The 19,442-nt window shown below is 60.8% G+C and carries 16 protein-coding genes and 1 pseudogene; 12 read left to right on the top strand and 5 right to left on the bottom strand.

Annotated elements, in window-relative coordinates:
* Positions 1-6: 6 nt before the first annotated feature.
* Positions 7-2,880: an aminomethyl-transferring glycine dehydrogenase gene (gene gcvP / locus AB4N85_RS20425; RefSeq protein WP_460065655.1), complete on the top strand. Its 2,874-nt coding sequence runs from the start codon at positions 7-9 to the stop codon at positions 2,878-2,880.
* Between the two features lie 129 nt (positions 2,881-3,009).
* Here the strand turns inward: gcvP and AB4N85_RS20420 are convergent, their stop codons facing one another.
* The 3 genes from AB4N85_RS20420 to AB4N85_RS20410 form a co-directional block, all read right to left on the bottom strand.
* Positions 3,010-3,330 (bottom strand): DUF2388 domain-containing protein, encoded by a 321-nt coding sequence (locus tag AB4N85_RS20420; RefSeq protein ID WP_172667868.1) that lies wholly within the window; start codon positions 3,328-3,330, stop codon positions 3,010-3,012.
* Positions 3,331-3,395: 65 nt separating this feature from the next.
* Positions 3,396-5,180, bottom strand: a complete 1,785-nt coding sequence (locus AB4N85_RS20415) for a GspE/PulE family protein (protein WP_024014732.1) — start codon at positions 5,178-5,180, stop codon at positions 3,396-3,398.
* Positions 5,181-5,272: 92 nt separating this feature from the next.
* Positions 5,273-5,611, bottom strand: coding sequence for a hypothetical protein (locus AB4N85_RS20410; protein WP_252868449.1), 339 nt, complete (start codon positions 5,609-5,611; stop codon positions 5,273-5,275).
* Between the two features lie 125 nt (positions 5,612-5,736).
* Between AB4N85_RS20410 and AB4N85_RS20405 the strand changes: the two genes are divergently transcribed.
* Positions 5,737-6,201 carry an Lrp/AsnC family transcriptional regulator gene (locus tag AB4N85_RS20405; RefSeq protein WP_252868448.1) on the top strand — a complete coding sequence of 155 codons (465 nt, stop codon included), beginning with the start codon at positions 5,737-5,739 and terminating at the stop codon, positions 6,199-6,201.
* A gap of 183 nt (positions 6,202-6,384) precedes the next feature.
* On the opposite strand, the gene AB4N85_RS20400 is transcribed toward AB4N85_RS20405, so the two are convergent.
* A complete protein-coding gene (locus AB4N85_RS20400) occupies positions 6,385-7,755 on the bottom strand; it encodes a CYTH domain-containing protein (RefSeq protein ID WP_095181288.1) in 1,371 nt (456 codons plus the stop codon).
* 156 nt (positions 7,756-7,911) lie between these two features.
* Here AB4N85_RS20400 and argE point away from each other — a divergent pair, with 156 nt between their 5' ends.
* Both argE and argA read left to right on the top strand, forming a co-directional pair.
* Entirely contained in the window at positions 7,912-9,066 is a 1,155-nt protein-coding gene (argE, locus tag AB4N85_RS20395; protein ID WP_252868447.1) for an acetylornithine deacetylase, read from the top strand.
* 262 nt (positions 9,067-9,328) lie between these two features.
* Positions 9,329-10,630 (top strand): amino-acid N-acetyltransferase, encoded by a 1,302-nt coding sequence (gene argA / locus AB4N85_RS20390; protein WP_016772647.1) that lies wholly within the window; start codon positions 9,329-9,331, stop codon positions 10,628-10,630.
* Between the two features lie 139 nt (positions 10,631-10,769).
* Here argA and AB4N85_RS20385 read toward each other — a convergent pair.
* Positions 10,770-11,671 (bottom strand): annotated as a pseudogene (locus AB4N85_RS20385) (taurine ABC transporter substrate-binding protein).
* A 367-nt stretch (positions 11,672-12,038) separates the two neighbouring features.
* On the opposite strand from AB4N85_RS20385, the gene AB4N85_RS20380 reads away from it, so the two are divergent.
* The 8 genes from AB4N85_RS20380 (at position 12,039) to AB4N85_RS20345 (ending at position 19,330) form a co-directional block, all read left to right on the top strand.
* Positions 12,039-13,412, top strand: a complete 1,374-nt coding sequence (locus AB4N85_RS20380) for an OprD family porin (RefSeq protein WP_150637056.1) — start codon at positions 12,039-12,041, stop codon at positions 13,410-13,412.
* Between the two features lie 292 nt (positions 13,413-13,704).
* Positions 13,705-14,343 (top strand): peroxiredoxin, encoded by a 639-nt coding sequence (locus AB4N85_RS20375; protein ID WP_041476878.1) that lies wholly within the window; start codon positions 13,705-13,707, stop codon positions 14,341-14,343.
* A 315-nt stretch (positions 14,344-14,658) separates the two neighbouring features.
* Complete coding sequence (gene ssuE, locus AB4N85_RS20370; RefSeq protein ID WP_016772651.1) at positions 14,659-15,252, top strand: NADPH-dependent FMN reductase; 594 nt, start codon at positions 14,659-14,661, stop codon at positions 15,250-15,252.
* Positions 15,253-15,341: 89 nt separating this feature from the next.
* Complete coding sequence (locus tag AB4N85_RS20365; protein ID WP_041476876.1) at positions 15,342-16,316, top strand: sulfonate ABC transporter substrate-binding protein; 975 nt, start codon at positions 15,342-15,344, stop codon at positions 16,314-16,316.
* 25 nt (positions 16,317-16,341) lie between these two features.
* On the top strand, positions 16,342-17,490 hold the full coding sequence (ssuD, locus tag AB4N85_RS20360; protein WP_133335804.1) for an FMNH2-dependent alkanesulfonate monooxygenase: 1,149 nt from the start codon (positions 16,342-16,344) through the stop codon (positions 17,488-17,490).
* A 9-nt stretch (positions 17,491-17,499) separates the two neighbouring features.
* Complete coding sequence (gene ssuC, locus AB4N85_RS20355; protein WP_027610511.1) at positions 17,500-18,282, top strand: aliphatic sulfonate ABC transporter permease SsuC; 783 nt, start codon at positions 17,500-17,502, stop codon at positions 18,280-18,282.
* Complete coding sequence (gene ssuB, locus AB4N85_RS20350) at positions 18,279-19,085, top strand: aliphatic sulfonates ABC transporter ATP-binding protein (protein WP_150637055.1); 807 nt, start codon at positions 18,279-18,281, stop codon at positions 19,083-19,085. The genes ssuC and ssuB overlap by 4 nt, the downstream gene beginning before the upstream one ends.
* 29 nt (positions 19,086-19,114) lie before the next feature.
* Positions 19,115-19,330 carry a TOBE domain-containing protein gene (locus tag AB4N85_RS20345; RefSeq protein ID WP_003229256.1) on the top strand — a complete coding sequence of 72 codons (216 nt, stop codon included), beginning with the start codon at positions 19,115-19,117 and terminating at the stop codon, positions 19,328-19,330.
* Positions 19,331-19,442 lie beyond the last annotated feature (112 nt).

Raw genomic sequence — 19,442 nt, 5'->3', positions numbered from 1 at the left:
CCCGTCATGTCCCAGTCGCCGTCCCTGAGCCAGTTACGCGATCCCGAAGCCTTTCTGCGCCGCCACCTTGGCCCGGATGCCGCCGAGCAGCAGGCGATGCTCGACAGCCTCGGCCTGGGCAGTCGCGCCGAGCTGATCGAGCAGACCGTGCCGCCGGGCATTCGCTTCAATCGCGCACTGGATCTGCCGCCGGCCCTCGACGAACAGACTGCGCTGGCGAAACTGCGCGGTTATGCCGAGCAGAATCAGCTGTTCACCAGCCTGATCGGCATGGGTTATCACGGCACCGTCACGCCGACCGTGATTTTGCGCAATGTGCTGGAAAATCCCGGCTGGTACACCGCGTATACCCCATACCAACCAGAGATCGCCCAGGGCCGGCTCGAAGCGCTGCTCAATTTTCAGCAACTGACCATCGACCTCACCGGCCTGGAACTGGCCAACGCCTCGCTGCTCGATGAGGCCACCGCAGCGGCCGAAGCCATGGCGTTGGCCAAGCGCGTGGCGAAGTCGAAGAGCAATCTGTTCTTTGTTGACGAGAACTGCCATCCGCAAACCCTCTCCGTGGTACAGACCCGAGCAGAAGGTTTCGGCTTCGAGCTGGTCGTCGACGCGGTGGATAACCTGGCGCAGCACGAGGTGTTCGGCGCGCTGTTGCAATACCCCGACACCCACGGCGAAATCCGCGATCTCAAACCCTTGATCAATCACCTGCACGCGCAACAGGCCCTGGCCTGCGTCGCCACCGACCTGCTCAGCCTGCTTTTGTTGACGCCGCCGGGTGAGTTGGGTGCCGACGTGGTGTTCGGTTCGTCCCAGCGTTTCGGTGTGCCGATGGGTTATGGCGGCCCTCATGCGGCGTTTTTCGCCAGCCGCGAGGAATACAAACGGGCGATTCCGGGGCGGATCATCGGTGTGTCGAAAGATGCTCGTGGCAACGTCGCGCTGCGCATGGCCCTGCAAACCCGCGAGCAACACATCCGCCGCGAGAAAGCCAATTCGAACATCTGCACAGCGCAGGTACTGCTGGCCAATATCGCCAGTTGCTACGCGGTGTATCACGGCCCCGAAGGCTTGAAGCGTATCGCCCAGCGCGTGCATCGCCTGACCTGCCTCCTCGCGGCGGGACTTGAGCGCAACGGCATCAAGCGGCTCAACAGGCAATTCTTCGACACCCTGTCCCTGGAGGTCGGCGGTGCGCAAACGGCGATCATCGAAAGTGCTCAGGCAGCGCAGATCAACCTGCGCATTCTCGGTCGCGGCCGCGTCGGTCTGAGTCTGGATGAGACCTGTGATGAACACACCGTGGCAAAACTGTTCGACGTGCTGCTCGGCGCCGATCACGGCCTGAGCGTTGACGCGCTGGATGGCGAAGACATGGCTTCTGGAATTCCAGAGCATCTTCAGCGCAGCACACCGTACCTGCAACATCCGGTGTTCAACGCTCACCACAGCGAAACCGAGATGCTGCGTTACCTCAAACAACTGGAAAACAAGGATCTGGCGCTCAATCAGTCGATGATTCCGCTCGGTTCCTGCACGATGAAGCTCAACGCCACCAGCGAAATGATCCCGATCACCTGGCCGCAGTTCGCCAATCTGCATCCCTTCGTGCCGAGGGAGCAGGCTGTCGGTTACACACTGATGATCGAAGAACTTGAACGTTGGCTCTGCGCGATCACTGGTTTCGATGCGATCTGCATGCAGCCCAATTCCGGCGCCCAGGGCGAATACGCCGGGCTCCTGGCGATCCGTAAATATCACGAGAGCCGGGGGGAGGGCGCGCGGGATATCTGCCTGATTCCGTCGTCGGCCCATGGCACCAACCCGGCCTCGGCGCAGATGGCCGGGATGCGTGTGGTGATTGTCGAATGCGATGAGGCGGGCAACGTCGATCTGGAAGACTTGAAGCTGAAAGCCGCAGAGGCCGGGAACAAGTTGTCGTGCCTGATGGCGACCTATCCGTCGACCCATGGCGTTTACGAGGAGGGCATCAGCGAAATTTGCGCAGTGATCCACCAGCACGGCGGCCAGGTGTACATGGATGGCGCCAATCTCAATGCCCAGGTTGGTCTCGCCCGACCGGCGGACATTGGCGCCGACGTGTCGCACATGAACCTGCACAAGACCTTCTGCATTCCCCATGGCGGCGGCGGGCCGGGCATGGGGCCGATCGGCGTCCGTGCGCATCTGGCGCCGTTCGTCGCCAACCATCCGGTGGTGCCGATTGACGGGCCGCTGGCGCAGAACGGCGCAGTCAGCGCAGCACCGTGGGGCAGTGCGAGCATTTTGCCGATCAGTTGGATGTACATCGCCATGATGGGCCCGCAACTGGCGGACGCCAGCGAGGTGGCGATTCTGGCGGCAAATTATCTGGCGCAGCATCTATCCGGGGCATTCCCGGTGCTTTACGCCGGGCGCAACGGCCGGGTGGCGCATGAATGCATTCTTGATTTGCGCCCACTGAAGGCTCAGACCGGCATCAGCGAGGAAGACGTTGCCAAGCGGCTGATGGATTACGGCTTCCACGCGCCGACCATGTCCTTCCCGGTGCCCGGTACGTTGATGGTCGAGCCGACCGAGAGCGAATCCAAGGCAGAACTCGACCGCTTCATCGCGGCGATGCTGAGCATTCGCGCCGAGATCAATGAAGTGCAGAAGGGCAACTGGCCGGGCGAAGACAACCCGCTCAAACGCGCGCCGCATACCTTGGCCGATGTCACTGGGATCTGGGAACGGCCGTACAGCATCGAACAGGCCATCACCCCGGATGCGCGCACACGCTTGCACAAATATTGGCCGGCGGTGAATCGGGTGGATAACGTCTACGGCGATCGAAATCTGTATTGCGCCTGCGTGCCGGTGGATGATTACCGCTGAAGATCAAAAGATCGCAGCTCCTACAGTAGGAATGCATTCCAAAGGTAGGAGCTGCCGAAGGCTGCGATCTTTTGATTCTGGCGCAAAAAAAAGCCGCTCGATCGAGCGGCATTTTTGAGGGTGCGAGGCTTACTCGGACGCCACGGCGTTCTTCGCCAGAATCGCGTTCGCCAGTTCCATGTCCGAAGCCTGCAGGCCCGGGTTGTCGGCGCGGACTTTCTGCATCGCTGCTTCCAGGTACGGGCCACGGATGCCGCCGTCGCTGGCGACGAAGCTGCCGGCGTCGTCCTGGGCGGCAACGATCAGCTTGTGATCCTTGAACGTCAGATAGGTCGAGCCGGTGGTGGCGCCGGAAGAAATGACGTTACGCCAAAAGCTGTCCGCCATGGCCGAACCAACGGGAAGCGACAGCAGGGCCAAGGTGGCGACAGCAAGTTTGAGACGCATGATGAGGTGACTCCTGGGATTGACTACGGCGTTGGATAGCCGATCCCCCGATCCAGTTCCGTGCTGAATTATTTCAACTCACTTTGCGGCGTCACCCGCAGCACTTCTTCCACCGTGGTCAGCCCCGCCGCGACTTTCTGCGCGCCGGACAGGCGCAGGCTGCGCATGCCTTCCTTGAATGCCTGACGCCTGATCGCGGTGAGGTCGGTGTCCGGGGTGATCAGCGCTTTGAGGCTGTCGCTCAGTTGCATGATTTCGTAGACCCCGGCGCGCCCGCGATAGCCGGTGTCGCGGCATTCCAGGCAACCGATCGCTCGCTGCGCATTGCTCGGCAGCGGCGCTTGCCAGGGCCGGGTCAGGGTTTGCCAGTCTTCATCCTCGAGCGTCAGTGGCGCCTTGCAGTGTGGGCACAAGGTGCGCACCAGACGCTGAGCCATGACGCCCAATACGGTCGCTTTGATCAGGTAATGCGGCACACCGAGTTCGAGCAAACGGCTGATGGCGCTTGGTGCATCGTTGGTGTGCAGGGTGGACAAGACCAAGTGGCCGGTGAGTGCGGCCTGAATCGCCATTTCCGCAGTTTCCAGATCGCGGATCTCGCCGATCATGATGATGTCCGGGTCCTGCCGCATCAGTGCGCGCACCCCGGCGGCGAAAGTCAGCTCAATGTTGTGCTGCACCTGCATCTGGTTGAAGGCCGGCTCGACCATTTCGATCGGGTCCTCGATGGTGCAGAGGTTGACCTCCGGCGTCGCCAGTTTTTTCAGCGTGGTGTACAGGGTGGTGGTCTTGCCCGAACCGGTCGGCCCGGTGACCAGAATGATGCCGTTTGGCTGGCGGGTCATGTCCTGCCAGCGCCGCAGGTCGTCGGCGCTGAAACCCAACTGGTCGAAATTTTTCAGCAGCACTTCCGGGTCGAAGATCCGCATGACCATTTTTTCGCCGAACGCCGTCGGCAAGGTCGACAAACGCAACTCCACTTCGCCGCCGTCCGGGGTCTTGGTCTTGACCCGGCCATCCTGGGGTTTGCGTTTTTCCGCGACGTTCATGCGACCGAGGCTTTTCAGGCGGCTGACAATCGCCATGGTCACCTGCGGCGGGAATTGATAGACGTTGTGCAACACGCCATCGATGCGAAAGCGCACGGTGCCGTGCTCGCGGCGCGGTTCGATGTGGATGTCGCTGGCGCGCTGCTGGAAGGCGTACTGGAACAGCCAGTCGACGATGTTGACGATGTGCGCGTCGTTGGCGTCCGGTTCCTGGTCGCTGGCGCCGAGATTGAGCAGTTGTTCGAAATTGCCGAGGTTGCCGCCCTGGGCGTCGGCATTGCTGGCGCCGCTGACCGATTTGGCCAGACGAAAGAATTCGACGCTGAAGCGCTGGATGTCGACCGGGTTGGCCACAACGCGTTTGATCGGCAGCTTCAACACGTGGGTCAGGTCGGCTTCCCAACCGCTGACGTAGGGCTGAGCGCTGGCCACGGTGACCGAATCGCGGTCCACGGCGACGGCGAGAATCTTGTGCCGTTGCGCGAAGGCATAGGACATCAGCGGCGTGATCGCCGCGACATTGATTTTCAGCGGATCAATGCGCAAATACGGCTGACCGGCCTGTTGCGCCAGCCACAGGGTCAGGCTTTCCAGATCCAGATGTTTGCCCGGACGGCTGAGGTCGTCGAGTTGCTGGCTGGCGATGAATTCCAGCGGATGCATCTGCCCGTGAGCCGCATGGCGACGGCGGGCATTGAGCGCCTGTTCCGCCGCGTCCTGGCAGATGAAGCCTTGGGCGACCAGTTCTCGCAACACATCGTTGAGGTCGAGCCAGCGGTCCTGAGTGACAAATTGAACGGACATGCGGCTTTCCTTTTTGAGCGTCATGCGCAAAAGGATAGTCGTGGCCCCGCTGACCGTTGGGCCACTACCCGACGAAGCCGTTGCCGGAATTGTCAGCCGGCCGCCTGTGCGGGTGCCTGCCACGCCGCGTCGGCGTTGTGCAGGTCCACCGCGCAGACGCTGATCAGGTTGCGCAGTTTTTCCGCGATCACTTGCGCGCGATGCCAGCTCAGGCCGCTCATGAGCAGATCGATCGACAGCAGATCGCCCTGGCGCTGGACGTTGACCTGCTCCGGGGTCAGAAACTGCAAGGCGAACAGATTCAGCACGCGCACCAGCAGGTCCGGCTCGGCCTCGGCAAGGATTCGGTACTGCGCCAGGCAGTGAGCGTTGTTGACGTTCCAGACATCGGCGCGGGCAGGCGCGCTGTTCACGGCTTCAAGATGCGGCATGGCAAATCTCCAGATCAGTGGAGAAATTTTTACATTCGGTGCGGGGTATTTCTTGGCTATGATCGGCGCCTGTACAGATTTATCGAAAGAATTGATTCGTGAAAGCTGATCTTTGAGGATTTTTTATGCACAGCGAGCTGGACGTATACGACCGCAAGATCCTCGCCTTGCTGCAGGAAGACGCTTCGCTGTCGAGCGCGCAGATCGCCGAGCAGGTCGGCTTGTCGCAATCGCCGTGCTGGCGGCGGATTCAGTGGATGAAGGAGGAGGGCATCATTCGCGGCCAGGTGACCTTGCTGGATCGCAAGAAGATCGGCCTGAACACGCAGATCTTCGCCGAGATCAAACTCAACGCTCATGGGCGTTCGAACTTCACCGAATTCACCGAGGCGATTCGCGGCTTTCCGGAAGTGCTGGAGTGTTATGTGCTGATGGGCGCGGTGGATTTCATGTTGCGCATAGTCGCGGCGGACATCGAGGCGTACGAGCGATTCTTCTTCGAGAAGCTGTCGCTGGTGCCGGGGATACAGGAAGTGAATTCGATTGTGGCGCTTTCTGAAATCAAGTCCACCACCAGCCTGCCGGTGTAGTGCGGATGGCCTTTGTGGCGAGGGGATTTATCCCCGCTGAGGGCTGCCCAGCAGACCCCGCTTGATCGTTCCCACGCTCCGCGTGGGAATGCAGCCCGGGACGCTCTGCGTCCCAAAGCGGACGCAGAGCGTCCATTGAGGCGTGCCCACGCAGAGCGTGGGAACGATCAGGTGGGAAGGTGTTTAGCTGCGCAGGAGGATTTTCCAGGCGCGGTTCTGGTACACCGCAATTGCCTGATGCTTGCGTGCATCGAGCAGTTCGTCGGTGATGGTCGGCTCGTTGGCCAGTTGCGCCAGTTTGTTCAGCTCACCGTACAGGCGATCCATTTCCGGGATGTCCAGCACGTTGCGGGCGTGATGCAACCAGACCTGAATGCGTTCGATACGCGGCAGTTGTTCAGCAAGATCTTCCGGCTGCTGCTGGTAGCGCTGCAACTGCAGAGCAGTGGCTTCTTCGCCGAGCAGACGCGGCAACCAGCTGTGCAGTTGCGCGTCACCCTGACGGTTGCCGCGGGTGTTGCGGTCGGCGGTCCAGGTGCGGGCCAACAGCCAGCGTGAAGCGTGCAGAGAGAACTGACCCCAGCGCGGGTCTTCCAGCTCTTCGAGGAACTGCTCGGGCGCGGCCTTGCGCACGTCTTCGTCTTCGATGCCGACCTGCACCAACGGGCGCCAGTCTTCCAGCAAGGCATCGAGGGCCACGCGCAGATCGTGGGTCGACTGACGCGGCGCAGCCTGACCGAGGCTGCTGAGCAGGGCGCGCATTTCCGCGAGGTTCTCTACCCAGTCCTGCAGCAGACGCCAGTGGCCGTTGAAGCGATATTGTTCGGCCAGACGCTGGCTGCTGCCGAGCAGATGCCAGCTCAGCGCGGCGAAGGCGTCGTCGAGACGGGTTTCGCTGGTCAGCTGCGGCGCTGGCAGGCTCAGCGAGTAGCTGTTGGCGTCGTGCAGGCGATAACCACGCTCGGCCTTGCTGATATCGCATGGCATCAGCGCCAGGGTTTCGGCCAGTTCGGCAGCCAGTTCCAGCAACGCAGCAGGCTCGCCTTCGCGCAGCTCCAGTTCCAGCTCGCAGATTTCTTCTTTCTGCTTGCCGACCACCACGTGACCGAGATCCAGCGCGGCCTCGATAACCACTTTGGTCTTGCCACGGCCCCAGGCGATTTCGGCGCGCTCGCGGACGAAATCGGTGGTGAAGATCGGCTTGAGGGTTTTCTTGTCCAGCTCGGCGAGCGACTCGGGCCAGCATTCGCCGTCGAGTTTCTTCACGTCGAGCTTGGCCTTCGGGAGTTTCCAGTCGTACTCATTACGCTCGGACAGACCGGCGACGCTCTGGCCGCGGGTCTTGAGAGTTTGAATCACTTCGTCACCGTCCTTGCGCAGGCGCAGGGCGACCTTGGCCTGAGCGAGGTCGCGCTCGGGGGTGTCGAAGTACTGGTTCATCAACTCACGGCGTTCCCAGCCACTTTTGTTGCGTTTCTTCAGCAGCGGGTGCTCGCGCAGGGCAGCGAGGGTTTCGCGGCTGACGCGGAGTTTGATTTCAGTTTCTTTTTGCATGGCCGGAACATCCAGAATCGGGAGCGCAGCCGGGGGAATGTGTGGCTGCCAAGGCCGTGCAGTGTACAGGAGTCAAACTTCCTACGCCCTGCGGCGGTTTATTCCGCGCGCCGGATGGTTCTATAGTGGGCCTCAATCCGGGACCTGGAGTCAGTGATGCCATTGCCGTCCATGCAAGACCAGTTCGCCGCGCTGATTGCCGCGCCATCGGTCAGCTGCACCCAACCGAACCTGGACCAGTCCAACCGCGCCGTCATCGATCTGCTGGCGGGCTGGCTCGGTGACCTGGGTTTCAGCTGCGATATCCAGCAGGTCAGCCCCGGCAAATTCAATCTGCTTGCCAGTATCGGCAGCGGCCCCGGCGGCCTGGTGCTGGCCGGGCACAGCGACACCGTACCTTATGACGACGCGTTGTGGCAGACCGACCCGCTGAAGCTCACCGAAGTCGACGGTCGCTGGGTCGGGCTGGGCAGTTGTGACATGAAGGGCTTCTTCGCGCTGATCATCGAAGCCGTGCGGCCGCTGCTCGATCAGCCGTTCAAGCAACCGCTGCTGATCCTCGCCACCTGCGACGAAGAAAGCTCGATGTCCGGCGCCCGCGCACTGGCCGAGGCCGGGCAGCCGCTGGGCCGCGCGGCGGTGATCGGCGAGCCGACCGGGCTCAAGCCGATTCGCATGCACAAAGGCATCATGATGGAGCGCATCGACATCCTCGGGCAGAGCGGCCACTCGTCTGATCCGCGCCTGGGCCACAGCGCCCTTGAAGCGATGCACGATGCGATCGGCGAACTGCGCGGTCTGCGCCTGTTGTGGCAGCGCGAATTCAGCAATCCACAGTTCAGCGTGCCGCAACCGACGATGAACTTCGGCTGCATTCATGGCGGCGACAACCCCAATCGCATCTGCGGCCAGTGTTCGCTGGAGTTCGACCTGCGGCCGCTGCCGGGCATGGACCCGAACCTGCTGCGCGCGGAAATCCTGCGCAAGCTCAACCCGGTGGCCGAGCGGCATAAGGTGAAAATCGATTACAAACCGCTGTTCCCGGAAGTGCCGCCGTTCGAGCAGTCCGAAGATGCCGAACTGGTGCGCATCGCTGAAAAGCTCACCGGCCATCGCGCCGAAGCAGTAGCGTTCGGCACCGAAGCGCCTTATCTTCAGCGCCTCGGCTGCGAAACCATAGTCCTCGGCCCCGGCGACATTGCCTGCGCGCATCAGCCCGGCGAGTACCTTGAAATGTCACGTTTGCAGCCTACCGTGCATCTGATTCGGCAGTTGATTGAACATTACTGCCTGACGACAGACGAACGATGACGACCCTGTGTGGGAGCGAGCCTGCTCGCGAAAGCGTTTTGTCAGTCGCCATTGATGAACCTGATCCACCGCTTTCGCGAGCAGGCTCGCTCCCACTGGGTTAAATGTCTTGCATCAACCCGGTAAATTGCCTGCACCACAACCCGTATTCATGAGGAGAGCGCGCGTGTCGCCAAGCCTGTTTCGACGATAACCATCAGCCCGCTGTGCGTTTTTCGTTTCGCCCCTTTTTTCGGCTGCTCTTTATTACAGGCCCAGGTTCATGCCCGAATACGTCAATTGGCTTCGCCACGCGTCTCCTTACATCAATGCCCACCGCGATTGCACCTTCGTCGTCATGCTTCCCGGCGACGGCGTCGAGCATCCGAATTTCGGCAATATCGTCCACGACCTGGTCTTGCTGCACAGTCTGGGCGTGCGTCTGGTGCTGGTGCACGGCTCGCGCCCGCAGATCGAAACCCGCCTCGCCGCCCGTGGCCTGACCCCGCATTACCATCACGGCATGCGCATCACCGATGCCGCAACGCTTGAGTGTGTGATCGATGCGGTCGGCCAGTTGCGCATCGCCATCGAAGCGCGGCTGTCGATGGACATGGCCTCGTCGCCGATGCAGGGCTCGCGCCTGCGCGTGGCCAGCGGCAACCTCGTTACCGCGCGGCCGATTGGCGTGCTGGAAGGTGTCGACTATCACCACACCGGCGAAGTGCGTCGGGTCGACCGCAAAGGCATCAATCGCCTGCTGGATGAGCGCTCGATCGTGCTGTTGTCGCCGCTGGGCTACTCGCCGACCGGCGAAATCTTCAACCTTGCCTGCGAAGACGTCGCCACTCGCGCCGCCATCGATCTGGGCGCGGACAAGCTGCTGTTGTTCGGCGCCGAGCTCGGCCTGATCGACGAGAACGGCAAACTGGTCCGCGAACTGCGCCCGCAACAAGTGCCGGCCCATTTGCAGCGCCTCGGCATGAGCAACTATCAAGCGGAGTTGCTCGATGCCGCCGCCGAAGCCTGCCGTGGCGGCGTGGCGCGCAGCCATATCGTCAGTTACGCCGAAGATGGCGCGCTGCTGACGGAGCTGTTCACCCGTGACGGTGGCGGTACGCTGGTGGCGCAGGAGCAGTTCGAACTGGTGCGCGAAGCGGCGATTGAAGACGTCGGCGGTTTGCTCGACCTGATCAGTCCGCTGGAAGAGCAGGGCATTCTGGTGCGCCGCTCGCGGGAAGTGCTGGAGCGCGAGATCGAGCAGTTCAGCGTGGTCGAGCGCGAAGGCATGATCATCGCCTGTGCGGCGCTGTATCAGATTGCCGATTCCGATGCCGGCGAACTGGCGTGTCTGGCGGTGAATCCCGAGTATCGCCACGGCGGACGCGGCGACGAGTTGCTCGAACGCATCGAAACCCGCGCGCGGGCGCAGGGTTTGAAAACCCTGTTCGTACTCACCACGCGCACCGCGCACTGGTTCCGCGAGCGCGGGTTCGAGCCAAGCAGCGTCGAACGCCTGCCAGCGGCACGGGCGTCGCTGTACAACTATCAGCGTAATTCGAAGATCTTCGAAAAGACCCTCTGAACAACAGCGAGGTCTCCTGTGGCGAGGGGATTCATCCCCGCTGGACTGCGCAGCAGTCCCCTTGCGTTTCCAAGTGAAAACATAGGTGGTCGCTACGCGACCCAGCGGTGATAAATCCCCTCACCACAGGGTTCTGCATTCAGTCAGTGATGAATTTGGCGCTGACGTACGGCGAATAATCAGGCAGCACCGTCTCGACCTTGCCTTGTTCCTTCAAGAATTTCGCCGTTTCGGCAATGGCCTCGGCGGTGCCGCCGTCCAGCAGCGCCGTGCTTTGCTGCGCCTTGGCATCCGGGAACGCCGATCCGGCCAGCAGTTCCGGCACATCTGCTGCGTTGGCACCGGTCAATTTGGCGATTTTCTGCACAGGCACCGAGTCGGCCGTCCAGCTGTCTTTGTGTGCGGCGTAATCAGCGAACGACTCCAGGGTGACCTTGGCAAACTTGGCCACGATCTCGGGATGCTTCTCGGCAAAGTCCTTGCGCGCCACCCACACCTCAAAGGTCGGCGCACCCCACTGGCCGACCTGGGCGGCGTCGGTCAGGGTCTTGCCGGTCTTGCGGATCTCGCCCAGCGCCGGCGACCAGACAAACGCACCATCAATGTCGCCACGCTTCCACGCGGCGGCGATTTCCGCCGGTTGCAGGTTGACCACTTTGACTTGCGAAGTATTCAGGCCCCAGTGCTTCAGCGCTCCAAGCAGACTGTAGTGCGAGGTCGACACGAACGGTGTGGCGATGGTCTTGCCGACCAGATCCTGCGGTTTGTCGATGCCGCTGCAGCCAAGGGACTCGAGCCAAGGTTGCCTATCTGCACGTCGCCAGAAGCAATGGCAGTGACGACTTCCGGGCCGCTGTTGAAACGACGCCAGTCGATCTTCTCGCCGATGGTTTTTTCATAGACACCATCGGCCTGCGGCACTTTGCTCGGATCGATCCCGGTCTGGTAACCGACCGTCAGACCGGCGGCATGTGTGGAAAAAGAAAACAGTGCCGACACACAAACTGTAACAAATTGACTTGATAGTGCGCGTTTCGCCATGATGCGTCGCCTTTTCGATGGGATTTGCCGTGTTGGGAGCACGGCAAAGCTAATCGATCTAAAAAAAGGTCAACAAATACCATTTAGGAATGAGCTTAGGCGCCGATACGCTGTTTCCCGGCGCGGATGGCCATTAATGGGCCATATACCTGAATGGCATGAAAAAGGACGAATAAATTCTTTTTGGGATTATCAGGAAGTCTTTACGCTGCAGGGACCAAATCACTCGCGATTAGACGATGGTCGTAGACATACAAGGTTACGATTGACTTGGCAGTCACGGTCTGGCGCTAATCGCGAATCTTAGGATTCAGGGCAAATCGACCCCGAACCAGGAACACAAGAATTAGAACGAGAGGAGCGATACATGAACAAGTCCACCTTGGCCCTGGCTGTGGCCGTTGGGGTTATGGCGCAGCAGGCAGGCGCCGCCGGTTTCATCGAAGACAGCAAGGCTACTCTGGGTCTGCGTAACTTCTATATCAACACTGACAACCGTGACGGCGATACTAAAGCTGCCGGCGCTCAGAACAAGCAAGAAGAATGGGGCCAAGGCTTCGATCTGCGGTTTATCTCCGGTTATACCCAAGGCACCGTAGGCTTCGGTATCGATGCCATCGGCCTGTTGGGTGTGCGTCTGGATTCGGGTGGCGGCACCAACGGTGCTACCTCGACTTCCTACGGCGGTACTGTATTCCCGAGCAAATCCAACGGCGAAGCGGTCGACAACTTCTCCAGCCTGGGTTTGACTGCCAAAGCCAAGATCTCTCAGACCGAACTGAAATTGGGCACCCTGCAGCCAAAACTGCCGGTCATCGTGACCAACGACGGTCGTCTGCTGCCGCAAACCTTCCAGGGTGGCCAGATCACTTCGAGCGAGATCAAGGATCTGACGCTGGTTGCTGGTCAAATCGAGCACGCCAAGGGCCGTAACTCCAGCAACAACGAAGAGTTGTCGATTGCGGGCTCCAACGCTCACACCGCTGCCGGTCGTGACAGTAACAAGTTCATCTACGGTGGCGGTGACTACAAAATCACCAAAGACCTGACTGCTCAGTACTACTACGGCAACCTGCAGGATTACTACAAGCAGCACTTCCTGGGTCTGGTGCACAACTGGGCAATCGGCCCGGGTGTATTGAAGTCGGATTTGCGTTACTTCAATAGCCGTGACGATGGCGCCAACGGTAATGATCCGGCGTACTACACCACTGGTGACTACGGTACCGGCATCACCAAAGGGAAAGTCGACAACAACCTGTACAGTGGTTTGTTCCTGTACACCGTTGAAGGTCACACCTTCGGTGGCGGTTATCAGGTCAGTAACGGCAACAGCGACTTCCCTTGGCTGAACCAGGGTGACGGCTCGTCGGCTTACATCACTACCGACATGCAAATTGCCAAATTCGCTCGCGCTGGCGAACGTACTTGGCAAGCTCGCTACTCGTACGACTTCGCGAAGGTAGGCGTACCTGGCCTTACCGCCGGTGTGGTTTACCTGCGTGGCGATAACATCGACACTACTGGTCGTGTTGGCAGTAGCGTGCCACAAGTCAGCACCAATGCCACTGGCCGTTCCGAGTGGGAGCGTGACCTCACTGTTGCTTACGTCGTACCGGAAGGCCCGCTGAAAAACGTTGGCGTAATGTGGAAAAACGCAACCTGGCGCAACGACATCCCGGGTCAACGCGACCAGGACGAAAACCGCCTGATCCTCAGCTACTCGATCCCGCTGCTGTAACAGCTCGACCAAGTAACTGAAGCAAAAAAAGCCCCGTCCGGCATCGCGCCGGACGGGGCTTTTGCGTTTCGAGTCAGGCTCACCCCCGTAAGCCTTTCTCGATTTCCCTCTTTGCTGCAACTCAAGGCCTTCTCGAACCTTGGTTGGATGTTCGTCGCGATGCCGTCTGGTGTCCAATGAACAGATGTTTAATATTCACTAATGATCTAGATATCTAGTTATTTATTCTTTTTCACACTGATTGATCCCGAGCTACAGTTGTTGTCTCCCATCCCTCATCAGGAGCAGCACCATGAGCCTCAGACTCGGCGACATCGCCCCCGATTTCGAACAGGATTCCAGCGCCGGCAAGATTCGTTTCCACGAATGGCTGGGCGATAGCTGGGGTGTGCTGTTTTCCCATCCGGCGGACTTCACTCCTGTGTGCACCACCGAGCTGGGTTTCACCGCCAAGCTCAAGGATGAATTCAGCCGACGCGGCGTCAAGGCCATCGCGCTGTCGGTTGACCCGGTGGACTCGCACCACAAGTGGATCGAGGACATCAACGAAACCCAGAACACTATCGTCAATTTCCCGATCCTGGCCGATGCCGATCGCAAGGTCTCCGATCTCTACGACCTGATCCACCCGAACGCCAATGACACGCTGACTGTGCGTTCACTGTTCGTCATCGATCCGAACAAGAAGATTCGCCTGACCATCACCTACCCGGCGAGTACCGGGCGCAACTTCCACGAGATCCTGCGGGTGATCGACTCGCTGCAGCTCACCGACAATTACAAAGTCGCCACCCCGGCCAACTGGCAGGACGGTGAAGAAGTGGTGATCGTGCCGTCGCTCAAGGACGAAGACGAGATCAAGCAGCGCTTCCCAAAAGGCTATCGCGCGGTGAAGCCCTACCTGCGCCTGACGCCGCAGCCGAACAAATAAGATTTGTGGTGCAGTCACCGCCGCTTTCGCGAGCAGGCTCGCTCCCACATTTGCAATGCATTCCCCTGTGGGAGCGAGCCTGCTCGCGAAGGCGTCAGTCCAGGCACTTGAGAATCCAGAATCACAACGCAGGGGAATTTCGGCCGTTTCGACGGCCTTTTTTTTCGCCTGGATTCTGCTTATCTTCATATTTCTTAAACGCATAACCAAATGAATAAATATGATTTATGGATATATAAATCAGCTGGTAAGGTCACTGCCATTGAAGCGAGATCGCAGCCTGCGAATCGCCTGTAACGCTTAAAGGAATCTGCAATGCTGGTCGTCTCACTCGGTGGCAGCCCCAGCCTGCGCTCCCGTTCCGGGGTGCTGCTGGAGCGTTCGCAACGCTGGTTGCAACAGCAAGGGGTGGAAGTGGTGAGTTATCAGGTGCGGGACTTCCCGGCCGAGGATCTGCTCCACGCGCGCTTCGACAGTCCGAAGGTCCTCGACCTGCTGCAACAGATCGCAAACGCCGATGGCCTGCTGATCGCCACGCCGGTGTACAAGGCCTCGTTTTCCGGAGCGCTGAAGACCCTGCTGGATCTGCTCCCCGAGCGTGCTTTGAACCACAAGGTTGTCTTGCCGATGGCCACGGGCGGCAGCATCGCCCACATGCTGGTGGTCGATTACGCCCTCAAGCCTGTGCTGTCGGCACTCAAGGCCCAAGAGATGCTTCAGGGCATTTTCGCCGAGGACAGCCAGATCGCTTACGGCGAAGGCAGTGCCGCCGCGCAACTGGCGCCGGCCCTGGAGCAACGGTTACACGAGGCCCTGGACCAGTTCATCGGCGCCATGGCGCGCCGGCCGAAACCGCTGGAGCCAGGCCTGCTGAACGAACGTTTGTTGAGTGCTCGCTGGAGCATTTAAGCCTTATCGAAATTTGAAGTACTGGCCTTACTCGCCCGCCAACGGGCAAGCAGGTGCAGCCACAACCCAACAGCAAAAAGGAGAGCGCTATGCGCACTGTATTTTTGCGTCGTGGTCTGGTCGCTCTGTTTGCTGCGGCTGTCACCTTCGGCGCCATCACCCAAGCTCAAGCCGAGACATTGCGGATCGGTTATCAGAAGTACGGCACGCTGGTGCTGCTGAAAGCCAAAGGCACGCTCGAAAAACGTCTGGCGGCGCAAGGCGTCGACGTGCAATGGACGGAATTCCCCGGCGGCCCGCAGCTGCTCGAAGGCCTCAACGTCGGCTCGATCGATTTCGGCGTGACCGGCGAAACTCCACCGGTTTTCGCCCAGGCCGCTGGCGCGGATCTGCTCTACGTCGCCTATGAACCGCCAGCGCCGAACAGCGAAGCGATCCTCGTGCCGAAAGACTCGCCGATCAAATCGGTGGCCGACCTCAAAGGCAAGAAAGTCGCCCTGAACAAAGGCTCCAACGTGCACTACCTGCTGGTGCGTGCACTGGAAGACGCCGGCCTCAAGTACAGCGATATTCAGACCGTGTTCCTGCCGCCGGCCGATGCTCGCGCTGCGTTCGAACGTGGCAGTGTCGACGCCTGGGTCATCTGGGATCCGTATCAGGCCGCTGCCGAGAAACAACTGCAAGCGCACACCCTGCGCGACGGCAAAGGCATCGTCGACAACCATCAGTTCTATCTGGCCACAAAACCTTACGCGCAGAAAAATCCCGAGGTGATCAAGACCCTCGTCGAAGAGGTGCGCGCGGTTGGTGAATGGTCGAAAGCCAATCCCGAAGACGTGACGCAACAGGTCGCGCCGCTGCTCGGCCTGCCGGCGGACATCACCCTGACCTCGGTGAAACGCCAGGGCTACGGCGCGCTGTTCCTGACCCCGGAAGTGGTCGCTGCGCAACAGAAAATCGCCGACACGTTCTTCCAGCTCAAGCTGATTCCCAAGCCGTTGAGCATCAAGGATGTGATCTGGACCCCGCCGGCCGCTGTGGCCCAAAGCTCCCAAGCCCAGTAATTCGAATCCACAAGGAGACCACTCCATGAGCCTCAATATCTTCTGGTTCCTGCCGACCCACGGCGACGGCCATTACCTTGGCACCGCCGAAGGCGCCCGCGCGGTTGATCACGGTTATCTGCAACAGGTCGCGCAAGCGGCGGATCGTCTGGGGTTTGGCGGTGTGCTGATACCCACCGGGCGTTCCTGCGAAGACTCATGGCTGGTCGCGGCCTCGCTGATTCCGGTGACCCAGCGTCTGAAATTCCTCGTCGCCCTGCGCCCCGGGATCATTTCCCCGACGGTCGCGGCGCGCCAGGCTGCGACGCTGGATCGTCTGTCCGGCGGGCGTGCCCTGTTCAATCTGGTCACCGGTGGTGACCCGGAAGAACTGGCCGGTGACGGGCTGTTCCTCAACCACGAAGAGCGCTATCAGGCCTCAGTGGAATTCACCCGCATCTGGCGTCGCGTGCTGGAAGGCGAAACCGTCGATTATGACGGCGAGCACATAAGCGTGAAGGGCGCGAAGCTGCTCTATCCGCCGATCCAGCAACCGCGTCCGCCGCTGTATTTCGGTGGCTCTTCGGAAGCGGCGCAAGATCTGGCCGCCGAGCAAGTGGAAATGGTCCTGACCTGGGGCGAGCCGCCGGCAGCGGTGGCCGAGAAGATCGCACAAGTGCGCGCCAAAGCTGCCAGGCTCGGCCGCACCGTACGCTTCGGCATTCGCCTGCATGTGATCGTCCGCGAAACCAATGCCGAAGCCTGGCAAGCGGCGGATCGGCTGATTTCGCATCTGGACGATGACACCATCCAACGTGCGCAGGCTTCGCTGGCGCGCTTCGATTCGGTCGGCCAGCAACGCATGGCCGCGCTGCACGGTGGCAGCCGCGACAACCTCGAAGTCAGCCCGAATCTCTGGGCTGGCGTCGGTCTGGTGCGCGGCGGTGCCGGTACCGCACTGGTCGGCGATGGCCCGACCGTGGCAGCGCGGGTCAAGGAATATGCGGATCTGGGCATCGATACCTTCATCTTCTCCGGTTATCCACACCTCGAAGAATCGTATCGGGTAGCCGAGCTGCTGTTCCCGCATCTTGACGTTGAACGCCCGGAACTGCCGAAGAGCGCCGGTTATGTCAGCCCGTTCGGCGAGATGGTCGCCAACGACATCCTGCCCAAAGCCGCGTCGCAGAGCTGAGGCGCGGCCATGAACAAATTTATCCACAGCCTCGCGCCCTGGGCGTTGCCGGTGTTGCTGCTGGCGGTGTGGCAGTTGTCGGTGTCGGCCGGTTGGTTGTCGACGCGGATTCTGCCGGCACCGGTGGCGGTGATCGAAGCCGGTGTCAGTCTGGTGCGCAGCGGCGAGATCTGGACACACCTGGCGATCAGCGGCTGGCGCGCAGCACTCGGTTTCACCATCGGCGGCAGCATCGGTCTGGTGCTGGGTTTCATCACCGGCCTGTCGAAGTGGGGCGAACGCCTGCTCGACAGCTCGGTGCAGATGATCCGCAACGTGCCGCACCTGGCGCTGATTCCGCTGGTGATCCTGTGGTTCGGCATTGACGAGTCAGCGAAGATTTTCCTCGTGGCGCTGGGCACTTTGTTCCCGATTTACCTCAATACTTACCACGGCATCCGCAACGTCGACCCGGCGTTGGTGGAGATGGCGCGCAGTTATGGTCTGAGCGGTTTCAGCCTGTTCTGGCAGGTGATTCTGCCGGGTGCGTTGCCGTCGATTCTGGTTGGCGTGCGCTTCGCCCTGGGCTTTATGTGGCTGACGCTGATCGTCGCTGAAACCATCTCGGCCAGCTCCGGTATCGGCTATCTGGCGATGAACGCCCGCGAGTTCTTGCAGACCGATGTGGTGGTGCTGGCGATCCTGCTTTACGCGGTGCTCGGCAAACTCGCCGACCTCGCCGCCCGTGGTCTTGAACGTGTGTGGCTGCGCTGGCACCCGGCCTATCAGGTTGCCAAGGGAGGTGCGGCATGACTGCTCAACAACCTCCACGCCTGTTGCGCGGGATTCCGTTGGCAGTGCGCAACCTGCAGAAGACCTTCGGCTCACGCCAGGTGTTGCGCGACATCGATCTGCACATTCCGGCGGGGCAGTTTGTCGCCGTGGTCGGGCGCAGCGGTTGTGGCAAGAGCACGTTCTTGCGCTTGCTCGCCGGCCTCGATCAACCCTCTGGCGGCGAGCTGCTGGCCGGCTCCGCACCGCTCAGCCAGGCGCGCGACGATACGCGGCTGATGTTCCAGGAAGCGCGGCTGCTGCCGTGGAAAAAGATCATCGACAACGTCGGTCTTGGCCTCAAGGGCAACTGGCGCCAGCAAGCGCTGGATGCATTGGAAGCAGTGGGCCTGGCCGATCGCGCCAATGAATGGCCGGCGGCGTTGTCCGGCGGCCAGAAGCAGCGTGTCGCGCTGGCCCGGGCGCTGATTCACCAGCCGCGTCTGCTGCTGCTCGACGAACCGCTCGGCGCACTGGATGCCCTGACCCGCATCGAGATGCAGCAACTGATCGAACGGCTCTGGCAGCAACACGGTTTTACCGTGCTGCTGGTGACCCATGACGTCAGTGAAGCGGTGGCGATCGCCGATCGGGTGATCCTGATCGAGGACGGCGAAGTTGGCCTCGACCTGCACGTCGAACTGCCGCGCCCCAGGGTGCGTGGCTCGCATCGCCTCGCCGCACTGGAAACCGAAGTGCTCAACCGTGTTCTGTCCCTGCCCGGCGAACCGCCGGCGCCGGAACCCGTTTCACCCCTGCCTACGCAATTGCGCTGGGCGCAATAACACCTTTATCAACGACAGGAATCAATGCCATGACTATCAAAGCCATCAACGTGCGCAACCAGTTCAAAGGCTCGATCAAGGAAATCGTCCTCGGCGACGTGCTGTCGGAAATCGACGTGCAGACCGCTTCGGGCATCGTCACTTCGGTGATCACCACCCGTTCTGTGAAAGAGTTGGAGCTGGTGGTCGGCAGTGAGGTGATCGCCTTTGTGAAATCCACCGAGGTGTCCATCGCCAAGTTGTGAGCCGGTGAGCAAAAAACAACCCCGGAGGGTGTGAGCCCTGCGGGGTTTTTTGTGCCTGTCGCGGATTCGGCGGCGCGGCTTTCGCGAGCAGGCTCGCTCCCACAGGGGAACG

The organism is Pseudomonas sp. H1_G08 (assembly GCF_054681355.1).
This window is presented reverse-complemented; position numbering and strand designations above follow the sequence as displayed.

Bases quoted from the DNA above. Each gene is read 5' to 3' on its own strand.
- gcvP (WP_460065655.1), top strand. From the start codon at position 7: ATGTCCCAGTCGCCGTCCCTGAGCCAGTTACGCGATCCCGAAGCCTTT.
- AB4N85_RS20415 (WP_024014732.1), bottom strand. From the start codon at position 5,180: ATGTCCGTTCAATTTGTCACTCAGGACCGCTGGCTCGACCTCAACGAT.
- AB4N85_RS20410 (WP_252868449.1), bottom strand. From the start codon at position 5,611: ATGCCGCATCTTGAAGCCGTGAACAGCGCGCCTGCCCGCGCCGATGTC.
- AB4N85_RS20405 (WP_252868448.1), top strand. From the start codon at position 5,737: ATGCACAGCGAGCTGGACGTATACGACCGCAAGATCCTCGCCTTGCTG.
- AB4N85_RS20400 (WP_095181288.1), bottom strand. From the start codon at position 7,755: ATGCAAAAAGAAACTGAAATCAAACTCCGCGTCAGCCGCGAAACCCTC.
- argE (WP_252868447.1), top strand. From the start codon at position 7,912: ATGCCATTGCCGTCCATGCAAGACCAGTTCGCCGCGCTGATTGCCGCG.
- argA (WP_016772647.1), top strand. From the start codon at position 9,329: ATGCCCGAATACGTCAATTGGCTTCGCCACGCGTCTCCTTACATCAAT.
- AB4N85_RS20380 (WP_150637056.1), top strand. From the start codon at position 12,039: ATGAACAAGTCCACCTTGGCCCTGGCTGTGGCCGTTGGGGTTATGGCG.
- AB4N85_RS20375 (WP_041476878.1), top strand. From the start codon at position 13,705: ATGAGCCTCAGACTCGGCGACATCGCCCCCGATTTCGAACAGGATTCC.
- ssuE (WP_016772651.1), top strand. From the start codon at position 14,659: ATGCTGGTCGTCTCACTCGGTGGCAGCCCCAGCCTGCGCTCCCGTTCC.
- AB4N85_RS20365 (WP_041476876.1), top strand. From the start codon at position 15,342: ATGCGCACTGTATTTTTGCGTCGTGGTCTGGTCGCTCTGTTTGCTGCG.
- ssuD (WP_133335804.1), top strand. From the start codon at position 16,342: ATGAGCCTCAATATCTTCTGGTTCCTGCCGACCCACGGCGACGGCCAT.
- ssuC (WP_027610511.1), top strand. From the start codon at position 17,500: ATGAACAAATTTATCCACAGCCTCGCGCCCTGGGCGTTGCCGGTGTTG.
- ssuB (WP_150637055.1), top strand. From the start codon at position 18,279: ATGACTGCTCAACAACCTCCACGCCTGTTGCGCGGGATTCCGTTGGCA.
- AB4N85_RS20345 (WP_003229256.1), top strand. From the start codon at position 19,115: ATGACTATCAAAGCCATCAACGTGCGCAACCAGTTCAAAGGCTCGATC.